This is a genomic window from Bradyrhizobium erythrophlei (genome assembly GCF_900129505.1).
GTDB lineage: Bacteria > Pseudomonadota > Alphaproteobacteria > Rhizobiales > Xanthobacteraceae > Bradyrhizobium > Bradyrhizobium erythrophlei_D.
Genome location: NZ_LT670818.1, coordinates 7,176,870 through 7,193,342, shown reverse-complemented (window position 1 = coordinate 7,193,342; position 16,473 = coordinate 7,176,870). Strand labels below are relative to the sequence as shown.

Here is a 16,473-nt window from a genome sequence, read left to right as displayed (position 1 = left end):
CCAACAAAATAGGAGGGTAAAGTCATGAACATTGCCACACCCATCGCCAAGGATGGCAAATGGAGTGCCGAAGAAGTCAAGCTGAGAGTCGAACTGGCTGCAGCTTACAGGCTGACTGCAAAGCTCGGTATGGACGATCTAATTTACACCCATCTCTCCGCGCGTGTTCCCGGTCCGGAATTGCACTTTCTTCTAAATCCATATGGCATGATGTTCAGCGAGGTCACGGCCTCATCACTCATCAAGGTCGATCAAAACGGAGAAATGGTCGAGCCCGACGACCGGTGGGTGCATAATCCTACAGGCTTTGTCCTGCATAGCGCAATTCATCGCTCGGGTGATCACAGAGTTTGCGTGTTTCACGCACATCCGATTCACGCAATGGCAGTATCAAGTCTGGAATGCGGTCTGCTTCCCCTCACGGTCTGGGCGCAGCAATTCTACAAGCGCGTTTCATATCATCCTTATGAAGGTCCGCCGGTGCGTCTCGACGAGCGCGATCGCGTGCTTGCAAACATGGGAGATACCCAGGCGATGCTGATGCAGAACCATGGCGTCCTGACGACAGGGCGCACGGTCGCTGAGGCATTCATCCTCATGTATTACCTCGAAAAATCCTGTGAGGTACAGCTTAAGGCTCAATCGTCCGGGCAGAAGCTGATCATTCCGTCTGAAGAAATCTCTGAATATTCGGCGCGCCTTCGCTACTCGGAGGAGCAACTGACCGCGAATCCCGGCGCCCTGGAGTGGCAGGCGCTGGTGCGCAAACTCGACAGTGAAGATCCCTCTTACCGCAATTGACCCTGAAAGTTCCCCGAATATGACGCGACCGACAACCTTGGCGATGAACGGAATGGTGACATCGCCGCACTATCTCGCTTCGCAATCTGGACTACGTATCCTTCAGCAGGGCGGCAACGCCATCGAGGCCGCGATTGCTGCAGCCGCGACGGTTGCGGTGGTCTATCCGCAGGCCAACAGCATTGGCGGGGACAATTTCTGGCTGATCTCGAAAGACGGCCAGTCGGCGCCACTTGCGCTCAATGCCTCGGGCCGTTCCGGAACCAAGGCGACGCTCGCGCACTACCGCGAGCACGAGGTCTCGGCGATTCCGGCGCGGGGATATCTCGCCGCGAATACTGTTCCGGGAGCGGTTTCCGGCTGGGACGCTGCATATAAGCACAGCGTCGGCAGGCTGGGCGGCAAGATCGCCTGGAAGGAGTTATTGTCGGACGCGGTTGGGTACGCGCGAAATGGCGTTCCGGTTTCGTCGCATCAGGATCTGCGTGGACTGGTGGACTTTGACGCCGCAGATAAGAACTTTGGAAATTTGCAGCGGTTTCCGGAAATGAAACGGCACTTCTGCAAGCCCGATGGCAGTCCGTTGCGTGCCGGTGATGTCATGCGCCAATCCGATCTCGGCGCAACGCTCGAATTGATCGGCAAAGAGGGTGCCAGCGCCTTTTACAAGGGCGATATCGCGAAGGCGATCACATCAGAATTGCTGGCCAACGGTGGGGTACTGACGGAAGAGGATTTCGCCAATCACACTGCCGACTGGGTTGATCCGATTTCAGTGCCCTACCGTGGCTATACGGCGTACAATCTGCCGCCGAACACGCAAGGCATGGCGGCTCTTGGCATTCTGAACATCCTCAACAATTTCGATCTCGCGCGCGTCGAGGACGGTTCGGCCGGGTTCTATCATCTGATGGCCGAGGCTGTGAAGGCTGCGTTCGCCGACCGCGACGAGTGGCTGACTGATCCAACGTTCGTAGATATCCCGCTCAACCGACTGCTGTCCCGTGCTCACGGCAGGGCGCAAGCCGACAAAATCAAGCAATCGGTTTGCGCCGCATCGAGTGCGTCCGTCATCAAGGGTGGCGATACGGTCTGGATCGGCGTCATGGATAAGCACGGCAATTCAGTGTCGCTTATACAAAGCGTCTGCGACGGATTTGGTTCGGGGATCATGCCTGCCGGAACCGGCGTGCACCTGCAAAATCGCGGCAAATATTTCGTTCTTGATGAAACCTCGGCCAATCGGCTTCAACCGCGCAAGCGATGTTTCCATACGCTTATCGCAGGAATGCTGTTCAAGGACGGGGCGCCGGACCTTTTATACGGGACGATGGGCGGGGAGGGCCAACCGCAAACGCAAGCGGCCATCGTCGCGCGGATCATCGATTACAAGATGTCACCCCAACAGGCAATCGAGGCACCGCGCTGGCTGCAGGGCCGCATGCTCGATTTGTCGCAACCTGGAACGCTGCTGAATCTCGAGGGACGCGTACGCGATGACGTCGTCCTCGAACTTCGGCGGCTTGGCCATCGGATCAATTTGACGCCGGATTACTCCGACATCATGGGACATGCTGGCGCGATCCTCATTGATCGATCGACCGGTGTGATGAAGGGCGGTGCAGACCCCCGCGGCGATGGAGCGGCTGTCGGATTTTGACGGCGACGGATGGGCAGCCCAAGCAGGGCAGCTCTACCCAATCAGGCAACGGTGGTTCGAGGTCAAATGGCAGGCAAATTGCTTGATGGAAGCAAGACCATCCGATCAGTTCCGTTGTGATCGTTTGATGGCAGAAGGCATGAAGGGACGACCCACATGAATGTTCCAGTGCGGATGATATCAGAGACCGCCAGCCCGGACGCTGCCCTAATCGATGACTGGCACGTTATCGCCTTCAGCAAGGACGTTCCTGCAGGAAAGGTCGTCGCCGCGACGTTACTGGGCGAAGATCTGATCTTGTGGCGCGACGCTTCGGGAAAGCTCCACGTCTGGAAGGATCTCTGCATTCATCGCGGCGCGCGGCTTTCCAAGGGATGGATCGCCAACGACACGGTGGTTTGTCCCTATCACGGCTGGCGTTACGACGGTTCGGCGAAATGCGTTCTGGTTCCTGCCGCACCTGACCAACCGCCGCCGCTGAAGGCGCGGGCTTTCCCTCATCTCGCCGAAGAACGTTACGGAATGGTCTGGGCATCACTGGGTGAGCCGAAACATCCGGTTCCAACCTTCCCCGAATGGGATGACGTCAGTTTCCGCAAATTCAACACCGGACCTTATTTCTTCAAGGCCAACGGATTTCGTTCTGTCGAGAACTTCATCGATGCAACGCATTTTCCGTTTGTTCACCGCGGTCTGAACGGCGTCGAGGATGCGCCGGACAAAGTAGAGGATTACAAGGTCTTCGAGGATGAAAACGGCATCAGCACCAGCGGTATTCGTGTCTTTCAACCATACGGCGATCATCGTCAGGTTCCGGTGAACGCAACTTATACCTACCGGGTATTTCGTCCCCTGGTGGCCTATTTCTCCAAGCAGGTGGAAATCGCAGATCGCGACAAGCGTCATTTCGGCGGTCCGGATGATCGGTTCTGCACGTTTCTTACCGCGCAGCCGGTCGATGAAGTGAACTGCATCATTCGCCTTTGCGTGGCCATCAACTTCGGCGAGAATCTCAACGAGGAAGATATTCAGCGGCGGCAGGATATGGTCTTCTCCCAGGACAAGGATATTGTCGAAACCCAGCGGCCCGAGCGGATTCCGGTCGATCTGCGCGCCGAAATTCACCACCGCACCGACAAATTTGGAGTTGCCTATCGCCGCTGGCTCGGCGCCCTGGGTCTCACATACGGCACAGCTTGATCGATCGCAGCGATGGCCATTGTCGTCACCGAAAAGTGCAGGGACTGCCGGTTCACCGAATGCGTGACGGTTTGTCCTGTCTCATGCTTTCACGGCGATAGCCGAATGCTGTACATCGATCCGGTGGCCTGTATTTTGTGCCAGGCCTGCGTGCCGGTCTGCCCGGTCCAGGCGATCTATGACGAGGCCGACCTGCCTCCAGAGTGGGCGCATTGGGTTGGATTGAACGCGGAACGTGCCCCGACCCTGCCAGTCATCGAAGAAAAGCAAACGCCGCTGAAGGCGGGCGCTTGATGCGCATTTTCCGCGCGGACTTTTGATCGCTGGATTGCTGCGGGGAAGGCAGCAGGGGCGTATCGCAAGCTCCTCGAAAACCGCCGCAGATCGCTGGAGTCCGTTGCGCGGCGATTGCGGTCCCGTGTTAGGCTCAGCGGACACGAAGTGCGCGCATTGCTCGAAGAATCCGGTTGTCCCTGTCCCAAACCTTGTCTGGCTGGCAGTTGATAGAGAATCGGGCGATGCTGTTGTGCCATGAGGGATCTTTGCAGGCTTATTGGTTGGATGGTCGTCGATCTGATCCGCTCGCGAGCGGCGCTTGAGGCAGAGATTTGGACGTTGCGGCAGCAAATAAACGTTCTGCGGCGGACTGCTCCAAAGAAACTCTCCTTCAGCGCCATCGACCGTTTGGTATTCGTTGGTCTGTATCGATTGTTTCCTAACGTTCGCGATGCGTTGGCGATTGTGAAGCCGGAAACCATTGTCCGTTGGCACCGCGCGGGATTCAGATCGTACTGGCGCTGGAAGTCGCGACCTCGTGGCGGTCGACCAACGGTGCCGCTCGAAATACGCGGGCTGATCCGAGAGATGAGCGTTGCAAACCCACTGTGGGGAGCGCGGCGGGTCCATGGAGAGCTCTCAAGCTCGGCATCAATATCGGACAAACGAGCGTGGCCAAGTATATGGTCAGGCGAAGACACCCGCCGTCCCAAGGCTGGAAGACCTTTATCCGCAATCATGCCGACGGCGTCGCGGCTATGGATCTGTTTGTTGTGCTGACAATCTCGTTTCGTTTGCTCTACGGTTGCTGTGACGCGAACGGGCAACGAGCTCAGCGCGCGCTGATGGATCCCCGGCCAGTACAATGCCCACCCAGGCGAGGGCGTGCTCAAGCCGGTTGGATGCGACGATCATGTCCGGCCCAATGTGGTTCAATCAGGAAAAACCCCCGGCATCGGCGCCAGATTGCCAACGTATCGGTTCACGACGCGAAACAGCGCGATGATGGCGGCCTGGTTTGTCGTGATCGAATAGAGATTGCACATCGGTCAGGCTTCGGTTCGAGGGTGGCGCGGCTGCCAGGCCAATTGTAGCAGAGTCGCGGATGGACGCCGGCCCGCCTTGGCACATTTGCGGCAGCGCAGCCGGCTGGCGAGATCGTGCACGAAGGTGGTCGGCGGGTGCTTCATCGCCGCGAGGTCGACGTCGCTCGGCGTCTTGCAGCGCGCGCACCTGATCTCCAGCCAGGGGAAGCCTCCATTCACGGCCTAGTCGATAGTGGGTGACGGATCGATCGGTTCACCGACGCCGTGACGTCCCTTCGGACGCGGACCGCACGGCGATAGCGGGCCCCGCGGCCTTGGCGCGGGACTTGGAATAATCGGCCGACATCGCCAGCGCGGGATCACGATCGCGCAGCTCCTCGGCCACGATCGATTGAAGCCAGCGGACGGTGGGTTCGTTGTCCATCCGGCGGTGCCAGTGCTGCTTTAGTTCGATGAGAGGTATGGAGACCGGCGGCGGCAGAAGGTTCAGACCAGCGTCCGGGTACCAGGCCCCGAGCGAGAACGGTACGGTGGCGATCATGTCGCTCGTCGCGATCAATTGCGGCACGCTCATGAAGTGCGGCAAGTGCAGGACGACGCGGCGCTGCAGTTTGAGTTCTCGGATCCGTCTTTCGAAGATCTCCTGGCTACGGCCCTGCTGGTTTACGACGATATGGTCCGCCGCGAGAAACTGCTCGAGGGACAGGGTGTCGCCGATCGTCGGATGGTCCTTTCGGACGATGCAGGTGAAGGGGTGATCGAAGAGGTCTTCGGTCACGATGTTCGGACCGACGAGGTCCGGAAAGTAGCCGATCGCCAGATCGATCTCGCCGCTTTCGAGCGCGTCCTCCAGATGTTCGTGGGACGTCGGCACGCATCGCAGGCCCGCTCCGGGAGCCATCGTGCGTATGCGTTGGAGGATCGGCGGGATGAAGATCAGAACGCCGATATCCGAGGTAGTGACCGTGAATACGCGGTCACTCTCTTCCGGCACGAAGCGCGGCTTGCGGAGTATCTGCTGGTCGACGGTCGACAGCACCGACCGCACCGCTTCGGCGATCGATTCCGCGAACGGCGTCGGCCGCATGCCGCGGCCCGTCGATAGAAACAACGGGTCGCCGAAGAATTCCCGAAGCTTGCGGAGCCCGGCGCTGGCCATCGGTTGGCTCATGCCGAGTTGGCGGGCCACGGCCGATAGGTTCTGCGCACGAAAGAGCCCGTCGAGCAGAAGAAGCAGGTTCAGGTCGAGCCTTCTGATATCCATCATACTGATAGCTTGTATTGGATATTACCGGATTTTCAATGACAGCTTTCTGCGTAATGGTGCCTTTGCAAGGCCCCGCAGAGGCCGACTTTGGGAGTGAATTCAGAGGTGTAGCCCGCCGGGCGCGCAAGCCTCACGCATCCTTCCTCGGTCCACCTCTCTTTCTGCAAACATCCGCTCCCCGGGTCGGAGTCGCCGGATCCGATCGTCCATGGCTGCGAGGAACCTTCCGTCTATGCACGCTGAAACTGCATCGAAATCGCAATACATCCTCACTCTATCGTGCCGCGATGTGCCCGGAATCGTGGCCGACGTCTCGCGCTGCCTGTTCGAAAACGGCGGCAACATCGTCGAGGCCGCGCAGGTCGACGAGATCATGAGCGAACGCTTCTTCATGAGGGTCGGCGTCACTCTCTCGGAAGAGGGCGCCGAGGAGACGCGGACCGGGCTCGAGACGATCGCCCGGAACTTCGGAATGGACTGGAAACTCCGGTCTCAGGCCGAACGCAAGCGGGTCCTGCTGTTCGTCTCCAAATTCGATCACTGTCTTGGCGATCTTCTATACCGCCATCAGCTCGGCGAGCTCCACATGGACATCGTCGGGATCGTCTCGAACCATCCGCGCTCAGCGCTCGCCGTCAGCCTGGTAGGCGACATTCCGTTCCATCACCTTCCGGTCACGAAGGAAACGAAGATGGAGCAGGAAGCGCAGATCAAGGCGCTCGTCGAAGAGACGAGGCCTGATCTCGTCGTCCTCGCGCGCTACATGCAGATCCTCTCGGACGATCTCTCGCGCCATCTGCAAGGCCGCTGCATCAACATCCATCACAGCTTCCTGCCGGGATTCAAGGGAGCCAAGCCCTATCACCAGGCGCACGCGCGCGGCGTAAAGATCATCGGGGCCACCGCGCACTTCGCGACGAGCGATCTCGACGAAGGTCCGATCATCGAACAGGACGTCGAACGCGTCAGCCACCGCGACACGCCGGAAGATCTGGTCAGGAAGGGGCGCGACATCGAGCGCCGGGTCCTTTCGCGCGCGGTCCATCTCTTCCTCGAGGACCGCGTCATCATCAACGGCGACCGGACCATCGTCTTTGCCGACTGAAAAAAAGGGAGAACGAACAATGCTGACATCCAAGGACATGCGCAGAACGCCCGAAGGCTACTTCACCTCCCGTTGGGGCCTTCCCGAATATACCGACTGGATTGATGAGAGCATGTCCTGGAAGGAAACCTGTGCGATCGGCGACTGGTCGTTCCTCTGGGAGCGGCGCTTCAAGGGGCCCGATGTCTTGAAGCTCTTCTCGGACACCTCCGTCAACAGCTTCCAGAAGTTCGACATCCGGCAGTCGAAGCACGTCGTCCATACTACCAAGCAGGGAAAGGTCATAGCGGAGGGCATCCTCACGCGCTTGTCCGACGACGAATTCATGCTGTTCGGACGCGGCACGTTCTGGGTCGACTACATCCGTCGCCACGGCGACTACAATGTCACCTCCGCGGCCGACGACTGGTTCAATTTCCAGGTCCAGGGTCCGACATCTCTGGCGCTCATCGAGAAGGTCTCGAAGCAATCGCTGCGGGACGTTAAGTTCATGCATTCGGGCGAGATCGAGATCGCCGGCTGCAAGATGCTCGCGCTGCGGCAGGGAATGTCGGGCGAGATCGGCTTCGAACTGCAGGGACCCACGGAGCAGGCGGCGGCCGTCTACGACGCCATCGTCACCGCCGGTCAGGAGTTCGGCCTCCGCCGCATCGGCGGCCGCGCGATCTTCATCAACCACCTCGAAGCTTGCTTCCCGACGATCGTAACCGACTACATGCCCGCGATCTTCGACGAGGATATGAAGGAATATCAGGATGAATTCCGCGCAGCGATGCCGGGCTTCGCGTCGACGTTCAACATCGCCGGCAGCTTCCAGTCGGACGACATCCGCGACTGGTACCGAAGCCCGGTCGAACTCGGCTGGGGCAAGAACATCAAGTTCGACCATGAATTCATCGGGCGTGCCGCGCTCGAGCAAGAGGTCGCCAATCCGCGGCGCGCGATCCGCACGCTGGTCTGGAACGGAGACGACGTAGCGGACGTCCACGCCTCCCTCTTCCGGAAGGAGCAGGAGCCCTACCAGTACATGGAAATGCCCCGCGACCAGCGCGGCTTCATGTATGCCGATCGGGTGCTGAGCGGCGGTAAAGATGTTGGCGTGACCACTTCGCGAGGATACAGCTACTTCTTCCGCGAGATGCTGTCGCTGTGCACCATCGACGTCGATCACTCCGAGATCGGCACCGAGGTCGTCGTGGTTTGGGGCGAGCCCGGGCGTCGACACAAGCACATCCGCGCGAGAGTGGCTCCGGCACCCTACAAGAAAGACAATCGGCGCGCCGACCTGTCCAAGGTCTGAACCGTAGCCATGACCGCGCGTATCATCGACGGAAAAACGCTAGCTGCCGAGGTTCGGAAGGAAGTGGCGGAGGGAGTCGCCGCCCTCGTCGCAGGCGGAGCGGCGGTCCCGGAATTGGCCGTCGTGCCGATCGGCGACGATCCCGCCAGCCACGTCTATGTCGCAAACAAGGTGCGGCAGAGCGAAGCCGTGGGCATGCGGTCCCGTCGGTTCGTGCTCGACGCGAACACGACAGAACGACTTCTTCTTGATCTGATCGAGGAGCTGAACCGGGATGCGGCGGTGAATGGAATCCTGGTTCAATTTCCGTTGCCGCCCCACATCGACACGGCACGCGTCGTATGCGCCATCCGCCCGGACAAGGACGTCGACGGGTTCAATCCGTTGAACGTGGGACGGACCGCGGCCGGCATGGAGGGCGCCCTGATCCCGTGCACCCCTCTCGGCGTAATGCACCTGATCAAGTCGGTGCACGACGACATTGCGGGGCTCGGCGCGCTGGTCGTGGGCGCGTCGAACGTCGTCGGCCGTCCGATGGCACGGCTGTTGCTACAGGAACTTTGTACGGTTTCCATCGCGCACATCCGCACGACCGATCTCGAGCGGCGATGCAGGGAAGCGGACATCCTCGTCGTCGCGACCGGCGTCCCCGGCCTGATCCGTGGCCATTTTGTCAAACCGGGTGCGACGGTCATAGACGTAGGCATCACCCGCATCAAATCTCCGTCCGGCGCCGAGAAGCTCGTCGGCGACGTGGCCTTCGACGAGGCGATCCATGTCGCGGGTGCGATCACGCCTGTTCCCGGCGGAGTCGGTCCGATGACCATCGCCTGTCTGCTGGCCAACACGTTGAGCGCCGCCGCCCGAATGGAGGCCGCTCGATCGAAAGCGGCGGAAGCAGATGTGGCGACCGCCGTCTGAGCGGAGGTGACGCGATCTCTCGATCGCTGCGGGTCGGTGACGCCGCAACGAGCGAACGCTTCCGGCGTCCGCGCCACGCGCTTCCAAGGAAAAAAGAAGCCGAAGGATCTGCACAGAAGGGGAGGAAGAACATGACAACGCAAGTATTGGACACGACGCAAAGACCGGTCATCGACATCGGATCGCTGGCCGAAGAGGGAGTCTGGAGCAGGCCGCGCAAGCAGGTGCTGCTGCTGTGTGCCCTGGCCATCGCCCTCGACGGCCTGGACAATCAGATTCTCGGCTTCGCCATCCCGTCGATGATCAAGGAATGGAGCGTCACACGCGGCGACTTCGCTCCGGCCCTGGCCCTCGGCTTCGTGGGCATGACGATCGGCACCCCGATCGGAGGCATCGTGGGCGACTGGCTCGGACGAAAGGTCGCTCTGATCGCTTCGGTCTTCCTGTTCGGTGTGGCGACTTTGGCCATCGCCATCGCTTACGGGGTGGGCGAAGTCAGCCTGTACCGGTTTCTGGCCGGTTTGGGGCTCGGCGGGGCGCTACCGGCGGCGACCGCATTGATCGCCGAATTCACGCCCAAGCGGAACCGCAGTCTCTCCGTGATGCTGGGCATCGTCTGCATCCCGATCGGCGGCATGATCGGCGGCGTCCTCGCGGCCCGACTGCAGCCCGACTGCAGCCCGACTATGGCTGGCGGATGCTCTTCGTGGTCAGCGGCGTTTTGCCGATGATCGTCGCGTTGATCCTTGCTATCGCGCTGCCGGAATCGCCGCAGTATCTTCTGGCGCGGGGGGCGGACACGGCGAAAGTGGCGAAGTCCGTGCGGATCCTCGACGAGACCGCGGCAGCATTCGGCGTCTTCGTCGACCGCCGGGACGCAGGAGTGCAGCGTGCCTCGGTCACCGCGCTGTTCATCGCCGGTCTCCGTCGCACCACGACGGCCCTGTGGATCGCCTTCTTCTTCTGCCTGCTGCCGGTCTATGTACTCTATGCGTGGGCTCCGACCCTCCTGACCAGCAAGGGCTTCGACGTCCAGTCGGCGAGCTTGGGGCTGGCGCTCTTCAACTTTGGCGGCGTCGGTGGCTGCATCGTCACCGGTTGGGCGATCGGCCGGTACGGCTCGCGAATCGCGATTCTGACCATCGCCGGCGCGGCGACCGTCGGTGCCGCGGTCCTGGCGTCGATGCCGTTATCGACTGAAACCCAGCCGCTGCTGATGGCGCTTCTCTGCGTCGAAGGATTCTGTCTGCTCGGCGCGCAGGGCTCCCTGTATGCGTTGGCCGCCAACGTCTACCCGACGAACATCCGGTCGACGGGAGTCGGTGCGGCTGCCGGCTTCGGCCGGGCGGGAGCAATCGTCAGCGCCTATGTCGGAACGTACGCCCTGAACTATGGTGCGACCGCGTTCTTCGCCGTCATCGCCGGTTGCGTGGCAATCACGTTCGTCGCGGTGACGATCGTAGACGTCCATCAGACCGCGCTACGATCCCACTCGCCTGGGCCGGGCTTCCGGTAACGGCGGCAGCAGATCGATTGTCGGCTGCATGATTGACGGCATCTCCGGCAGCGTCTCCCACCCGTCCGAGCGATTACAGACGGGGTAGGGCCCACCGGCACCGCCCCAGTCGCATGCGCGATCGCCAAGCCAAGGGAGTGGTTCTCGCAAACCCACCGGCCGTTGTCGCAGCATGCGCAGCGGCGCGGGTCCTGCATCCAGCCGTGCTCCTCGATTCGCGGATACGTGCAGCGTCCGGATCGCCGGCCTCCCTTTGGTCATCAGCATCGAAGATCGCTATCAGGAGCAACTTCGGGTCAGGTGACCTGACAACGCAGATGGTTGATTTGACGCGCGCGTTCGACGAGTTACCGGGCTACCGCTTCGGTTGTGAACGTCACAACTAGGCAAACGGCGCACTTGTGGCTTCGGGGTATGGGTCGAGCAGAAGCCCGTTCGATCGGATTCACAACCCACCTCTGTCTCCGATTTTTCGGAAGCTCGACAAGCAATGGCGCGGATGACCGGGATCTCGAGCGTCAGCAATGGGGTCAAGAGGCGCCATTCCGCGGCGGATGTAAGTCTACTAGATCGATTGCTGCTCAGCCAGGCGAGCCGGCACCCACGTCCATCGCTACCGCGCTATCAGCGCTCGGCGACACTTTGCATTCGGATTGCTTACTCTCGCGAATGAGCGCTGAGCTGCGGCTTCCGTGTGAGCGCCCGCATCGTCCTGCAGTATAAAGAGAAATTGGCGCACCCGACACGATTCGAACGTGTGGCCTTCGCCTTCGGAGGGCAGGGGTCCTTGAAAGTGATGCGCCCCCTCAGAAATGTAAGCCGATCAATCGGAGCGCTGACTCCGGTGGCCTCGCCACAGGGCGTTTTCTCACTCTAACGCCGCCGATTCCGCGCCGATTCTTGCATCGCGCGATGCATATAGCGCATCGAGCCGAAATGCGCGCGAACGGCAGAGTGCGAAGCCGGCCGAATCCTCGGTCCACGTCGCAGGGATGGCGACCTGGTAGCGCAACGAGGGGTGCAATGGCGAGTTTGTGCTACCATGTCGAAAGGACAGCAAACCAAGCGCCCCTTCTCATGACAGCCCCGCGAACGCCCGAGTCAATCCTGTCGGCCTACTTTGGACCTTTTGCAGTTTCCACATGGCAGCTGCTGCCTTCCATTGAAGCCGCCACCAGAAATCAACCGTACTCCTTCATGGATATGGATGCGTACAATGCGCTGGTCCGCGAACGGCCCGAACGTGCTCAAGCGATCTACTGGCGGGAGATGATCATGCGGGTTCATCTCTCTTGTTGCGCGTCGGTGTTGCGGCACACCGAATGGCTGAACGCGCTCTTCATGACGATCGACGGAAATTGTCTCTTCGGCACCTACGCGGCTTGCCGGGGATTCCTCGAGTCGGCAGCCGACGCCTGCTACTCTCTGTCGCCCGTGCCGAAGACGCTTGCGACAAGCCTGGCGTCCATCCGCGCGCGTCTCAAGGAAAGGCCGACCGATACAGTGTACATTTCCAAGGAGCTCGAAGACCGGCTGATTCATTTTACGCATGGCCGCAAACTGCAGCGCAAGGAAGTTGCGGACCCCGTGCATGCGGCAAAGCAAATCCGCGAATATCTTGATGGCTTGCAACAGCTTGGCGTTGCGGATGTTCACGCGCTCTACGGCGAACTTTGCTCCATTACGCATCCGTCGGCGGAGTCGGTCCTCATCTGGTTCGAGGGGACCAAGGAGGCGCAGGAGGTGATATGGCGACGAACGGAAACCGACCAGCGGGAATGCATCGAGAAATTCCTGAATGATTGGAAGGAAACCAATGAGGGCGTGTTTAACGCGGCCTTCGTGCCGGCATTCATGAGCTTGCGCCATCTGCACAAGCTCGACTTCCTGCCCAAGATCCCCGAGCTAAAGTCCTTTCCGCTCGAGAACTTTCCGGCTTGGAAGACAATCGAGCGGCAGATCACCAAATAGGTCCTGGTCTAGATTCGCGGTAACTTGTGCGCCTCTTATCATTCCGGAGAGTGGCCAAATGACTGTGGAGCAAAAGCCCGAGTTTCTTCACGCGCTTCCCATCGGTCTCATACGAGAACAGCGCATGCTGCTGGAAGCGGTCGGCTACGCGGCCGACATGCTCGAACTCGCCGTCTCGCGGCTGGAGCAAAATGTAACGTCGTTCGTCAAGCGAGCGCCCCGGCATCTCGACATCTCCGTGCTGGAGCGGCGGGCGCTATTCCTCGACGTGTGGGCGGCGGTCGACCAGGCTCACAATCTCGGCACGTTTCTGAGGGGCGCCGCCCAGCAGGAGGTCGTCGATCATCCTGTTCTCAGGGACTATCGGGCGAGCGCGGAGAACGCAAGGCTGGCCCGCAACAAGATGGACCATCTGGCGGGAAATCTCAGGAATCTGGCAAATCGGGAGCAGGCGACCTTGCCTCTTTATGGCGCCTTCAAGTTCTTCTGGATTGACAAGGTGGAAGAGGGCCGTGTCACGGGCGGGCACATAACGATCTTCGGCGCCGGCGCCTATCACCACGGGAGCAGCAAGCTAACTATTCCGGATGTCCGCGGACGCGAGCTCGACGCTCGAGTTGGCCTGTTCTCGTTGGAGGCATTCGGCATCGAGGTGGACCTGAGCGAACTGGCCACGAAGTCGGCACGAGTCCGGAGCTTCCTCAATTCCGAGTTCGCGGAGCATACGCGGCGGGGCATCGCCGCGGCCGCACGCAAACGGGGGGAGGACCCCGACGCGGCGATCGAGCAAGTGCCCGGCCCCATGTCATTCGATCAACCGCTCGGCTTTGGTCCGGACGAGCCCGACTCTCATCTGCCAGGCTGAACAAGTCCAACAAGCCGCCGCCAAAGGATTTTCGCTCTCATCGCGGCCTCCTGCCCGACGAGGCCTTTGCGCTTGTCAGCGGCAAACGGCCGGGACCGACCGACCTTATCAAGGAAAGGATTTGGTCGGGTATCATGCATCTGCCGGACGACGTGGCCCTTACCACCTCCAATCATCACGGCAAGCAACTCGTCACGCTCTATGAGCTTTGGGGCGACTGGGTTGAGGCCATCGGTGACGATCACGATGAGCTCTTCGGCGGCATGCTGGATGCCGGCGACTGCCTTCAGGCAAGCACGTTCGGCTTTCTGCACGGCTACTACCGGTCGGCGGTTGCCAATCTGCGAAGCGCGATTGAGCTGATCGCCATCGGCGCGCTCGGAAACCTCGCGCCGCAGGACAAGGACTGTGTCCGCTGGAAGAAGCATAATCTCGGCAGCTTCCCGTTCCAGAGCTGCGTGCGCAAGCTCCGTGGCGCAACATCGGGCGCAGTTCCGGTTTCGGTTCTCAAGCCGAGCGGCCGGGCGGATTCCATCTACGATGAGCTCTGCCCTTATACGCACTCGCGGCCCGATGCGAGGCTGTTCCACGGAGAGCTGCAAGAAGATGGGGGCAAATTTCGAATTTCGCCCCTCGCTACTCGCATTGCCTGCATCGAACGCCTGGGCCAAAGGCAGCTGAGCTCGACGAGATGCTCGCCCCTCCAGATCAACTGGGAGCTCCAGGAGTAGCGGGTTTGATTCCGATGATCCGGCGCAGCTCGGCCGCGAGAATGTTCACCACCGCGCGCTTCTCCGGCAGCATGTCGTATTTGTCGTAGACGTCCGTGACGTCGCCGTTCACGTGGTCGAGCAAGGCTTTCACGTCCGGCCTGGGCGCGCTGGCGCGCCGGGCGATCGTCGCGGCGGTACGGCGGAGGTCGTGCGCTGTGAAGTGCTTCATGCCGAGGAATTCTCGGATCCCGATCCGGTCCTCCGTCTTACCGTTCTTCTTCGTCCCGTTCTTCTTGCCGTTGAGCGCTTGTGAGATGCTCGCGCGCGCGATCGAGGTGCTGAGCGTGTTGTCGAACTTCGACGGGAAGAGGACCTTTTGCTTCTTGTCCTCGATCGCCTCGTCGATGATAGCGCAGGCCATATCCGACAGCGGGACGATGACGGCCCGGTCCTTCTTCACCCGGCCTGGTGGCATGTCGTAGAGCGCGTTGGAGGTACCCAGGTCGAATAGCTCGTTGATCTCGGCGCCGGCGGCTTGATAGGGGCGAACCATGGTCGTCAGGATCATCCGGATCGCAAGGCAGACATGGCGATCGCCCGGCACACCGTCTCGATCGAGACCCCACCATAGCGTCCGGATCTCCTCATCGCTCAGCACACGATCGCGCTTGCGCTCACGGCCGCCGCGGCGCGACATCTCGGCAAGTGGATTCGATGGCACGTATTTGCGACCTGGCTGCTTCCCCCACTTGAACATCGTGTGAAGGACGCTCTGGGTTCGGTTCGCCGACACCGGCGCCGTCTCAGAGATCACATCGAGCAGCTCGGCCACGTCGTCGTCCGTGACCGCCGCAGCCGGAAGCTTGCCCCATTCCGCCCGTGGGCGCTTCAGGTAACCAACGTCGTTCTGCCACGACTTTTTGTTCGGCCGCTCCGGGAAGCCGGGTCCCTTCACATACTCGGCGATGTAGAGGTCGGCGAAGTAGTCGAACGATAGTTCCTCCTCGCGTGCGGCCTGCCTGCGCTGCGCGCGCTGAATGCGCCTAGGATCCTCGTCGAGCGAGATCGTCTTGCGATGGTCAGCCACCTTGGCTCGGCCAGCGGCCAAGCCGACATCCGGATAGGCGCCTAGCGTGAGCCCTACCGTCTTCGAGAGCAGGGGTGACCAGTATTTGAACAGGAACGTCTTCGACCCGGTCTTTGTCACGCGCAGGATTAGGCCGGGGCAGGAGGCGTCGGACAGCTCGAGGCGGTTCTTGCCTTCGGGGCAGCGAGCCGCTTTGATGGCAGCGTCGGTCAACTTCTTCATGGCAAGCACACTTGGGGGTACGGAGGAGACCGCCTTCACCGAAGAGAAGGCGATGGATCAGAAATCCTATATTCCTTCCCCGATGGGGAAGGAAATGGGCAGATACCCTGATCCATAGTGGACAAAATGAGACGTTGGAACCATTGAAAAATAAGGGAAATCGGTCTCATGACGTGTCAGTAGGACTTGCCAAATAGCGCAGTTCCCAGACTGGGAGACTAGGGGTCGGAGGTTCAAATCCTCTCGCTCCGACCAAATTTTCCAATGCTGTCAAAGGCACTTCGGCGCGGCGGGTTTACAGCCAACCGCCCGTTTACAGGCGGTTTACATTTTTCGCTCGCTCCGTTGTTGGGGCCAAAGCGGAAAACATCTACGAAGCGCCGGGAGACCGGCAAGGAGTAGAGAGTGCAAGTCTCTTACGATGAGGGAGTAGCGATCCACATCGGCCCCGAGTCATGCGCAGTTGCCCGCGAGGGTTTCGGCGAAGCGTTGACAGGGGAGCGCATAGGCCAGCCATCGAGCC

The 16,473-nt window shown here is 60.6% G+C and carries 14 protein-coding genes, 1 tRNA gene and 2 pseudogenes; 12 read left to right on the top strand and 5 right to left on the bottom strand.

Translation table 11 applies throughout. The features are described from left to right. The first annotated feature begins 24 nt into the window (after positions 1-24). From B5525_RS33715 to B5525_RS33700, 4 genes are all read left to right on the top strand, one after another. Complete coding sequence (locus tag B5525_RS33715) at positions 25-801, top strand: class II aldolase/adducin family protein (protein ID WP_079570121.1); 777 nt, start codon at positions 25-27, stop codon at positions 799-801. After that, a complete protein-coding gene (gene ggt / locus B5525_RS33710) occupies positions 776-2,461 on the top strand; it encodes a gamma-glutamyltransferase (RefSeq protein ID WP_197687863.1) in 1,686 nt (561 codons plus the stop codon). Before B5525_RS33715 ends, ggt begins: the two co-directional genes overlap by 26 nt. Before the next feature lie 156 nt (positions 2,462-2,617). Next, positions 2,618-3,661, top strand: a complete 1,044-nt coding sequence (locus tag B5525_RS33705; protein WP_079570118.1) for an aromatic ring-hydroxylating oxygenase subunit alpha — start codon at positions 2,618-2,620, stop codon at positions 3,659-3,661. A 105-nt stretch (positions 3,662-3,766) separates the two neighbouring features. Beyond that, positions 3,767-3,955 carry a 4Fe-4S dicluster domain-containing protein gene (locus B5525_RS33700; RefSeq protein ID WP_244567672.1) on the top strand — a complete coding sequence of 63 codons (189 nt, stop codon included), beginning with the start codon at positions 3,767-3,769 and terminating at the stop codon, positions 3,953-3,955. Between the two features lie 917 nt (positions 3,956-4,872). On the opposite strand, the pseudogene B5525_RS46775 reads toward B5525_RS33700, so the two are convergent. From B5525_RS46775 to B5525_RS33685, 3 genes and pseudogenes are all read right to left on the bottom strand, one after another. After that, positions 4,873-4,983 (bottom strand): annotated as a pseudogene (locus B5525_RS46775) (SOS response-associated peptidase); the annotation flags it as partial. A 3-nt stretch (positions 4,984-4,986) separates the two neighbouring features. Next, positions 4,987-5,241, bottom strand: a pseudogene (locus B5525_RS45595) (hypothetical protein); the annotation flags it as partial. Continuing rightward, positions 5,237-6,250 carry a LysR family transcriptional regulator gene (locus B5525_RS33685; protein WP_244567671.1) on the bottom strand — a complete coding sequence of 338 codons (1,014 nt, stop codon included), beginning with the start codon at positions 6,248-6,250 and terminating at the stop codon, positions 5,237-5,239. The pseudogene B5525_RS45595 and the gene B5525_RS33685, both read right to left, overlap by 5 nt. 232 nt (positions 6,251-6,482) lie before the next feature. On the opposite strand from B5525_RS33685, the gene purU reads away from it, so the two are divergent. The 5 genes from purU to B5525_RS33660 all read left to right on the top strand — a co-directional run bounded on the left by purU (position 6,483) and on the right by B5525_RS33660 (position 11,092). Beyond that, positions 6,483-7,355, top strand: coding sequence for a formyltetrahydrofolate deformylase (purU, locus tag B5525_RS33680; protein WP_079570115.1), 873 nt, complete (start codon positions 6,483-6,485; stop codon positions 7,353-7,355). Positions 7,356-7,374: 19 nt separating this feature from the next. Beyond that, positions 7,375-8,655 (top strand): glycine cleavage T C-terminal barrel domain-containing protein, encoded by a 1,281-nt coding sequence (locus B5525_RS33675; RefSeq protein WP_244567670.1) that lies wholly within the window; start codon positions 7,375-7,377, stop codon positions 8,653-8,655. Positions 8,656-8,664: 9 nt separating this feature from the next. After that, on the top strand, positions 8,665-9,576 hold the full coding sequence (locus B5525_RS33670) for a bifunctional 5,10-methylenetetrahydrofolate dehydrogenase/5,10-methenyltetrahydrofolate cyclohydrolase (RefSeq protein WP_079570113.1): 912 nt from the start codon (positions 8,665-8,667) through the stop codon (positions 9,574-9,576). 131 nt (positions 9,577-9,707) lie between these two features. After that, on the top strand, positions 9,708-10,307 hold the full coding sequence (locus B5525_RS47360) for an MFS transporter (protein WP_079570112.1): 600 nt from the start codon (positions 9,708-9,710) through the stop codon (positions 10,305-10,307). Continuing rightward, positions 10,274-11,092 (top strand): MFS transporter, encoded by an 819-nt coding sequence (locus tag B5525_RS33660; RefSeq protein ID WP_079570110.1) that lies wholly within the window; start codon positions 10,274-10,276, stop codon positions 11,090-11,092. Before B5525_RS47360 ends, B5525_RS33660 begins: the two co-directional genes overlap by 34 nt. A gap of 731 nt (positions 11,093-11,823) precedes the next feature. Here the strand turns inward: B5525_RS33660 and B5525_RS44780 are convergent. Then, positions 11,824-11,946, bottom strand: a tRNA-Arg gene (locus B5525_RS44780). A 223-nt stretch (positions 11,947-12,169) separates the two neighbouring features. Between B5525_RS44780 and B5525_RS33655 the strand changes: the two genes are divergently transcribed. From B5525_RS33655 to B5525_RS33645, 3 genes are all read left to right on the top strand, one after another. Further along, the gene (locus tag B5525_RS33655; RefSeq protein WP_154073597.1) at positions 12,170-13,063 is read left to right on the top strand and encodes a hypothetical protein; all 894 of its coding nucleotides are present in this window, start codon (positions 12,170-12,172) and stop codon (positions 13,061-13,063) included. Between the two features lie 124 nt (positions 13,064-13,187). After that, entirely contained in the window at positions 13,188-13,928 is a 741-nt protein-coding gene (locus tag B5525_RS33650; RefSeq protein WP_154073596.1) for a hypothetical protein, read from the top strand. A gap of 134 nt (positions 13,929-14,062) precedes the next feature. Further along, positions 14,063-14,659 carry a hypothetical protein gene (locus tag B5525_RS33645; protein ID WP_079570100.1) on the top strand — a complete coding sequence of 199 codons (597 nt, stop codon included), beginning with the start codon at positions 14,063-14,065 and terminating at the stop codon, positions 14,657-14,659. Here B5525_RS33645 and B5525_RS33640 read toward each other — a convergent pair. Beyond that, positions 14,637-15,950, bottom strand: a complete 1,314-nt coding sequence (locus tag B5525_RS33640; RefSeq protein ID WP_079570099.1) for a tyrosine-type recombinase/integrase — start codon at positions 15,948-15,950, stop codon at positions 14,637-14,639. The two genes, B5525_RS33645 and B5525_RS33640, sit on opposite strands and share 23 nt — an antisense overlap. Between the last annotated feature and the right edge of the window lie 523 nt (positions 15,951-16,473).